This is a genomic window from Alcanivorax sp. HI0007 (genome assembly GCF_001635525.1).
Taxonomy (GTDB): domain Bacteria; phylum Pseudomonadota; class Gammaproteobacteria; order Pseudomonadales; family Alcanivoracaceae; genus Alcanivorax.
Map to the genome: position 1 here is coordinate 1 of NZ_LWEJ01000052.1, position 286 is coordinate 286.

Here is a 286-nt window from a genome sequence, read left to right on the forward strand (position 1 = left end):
CAATTCCATGGGGAACTGGTCGAACAGACTGAGGGGGCCGATCACCAGCAGTTTGCCGGTCTGCGCCACCGGAGCATAAATGCGGATACTGGAGTTGTTACGGGTACTGTCATCCAGACCGATAACCACTTCGCGACGATTGAGCCGCTGCTCCTGTTCCGGGTCCAGGGATACTTGGTCCCGTGGCACAAGATTGAGGGGGAAGCCGAAATGCTGCTGGAGCCGGCCCAGGGCCTGCTCCCATTCGTCTTCGGGGAAGTGGGAAAGATGGTTCAACACCAGCACG

General features: G+C 58.7%; 1 pseudogene. It reads right to left on the reverse strand.

Features of this window, described 5'->3' with window-relative positions:
* A pseudogene (locus tag A3714_RS17890) lies at window positions 1-286 on the reverse strand (two-component sensor histidine kinase); the annotation flags it as partial.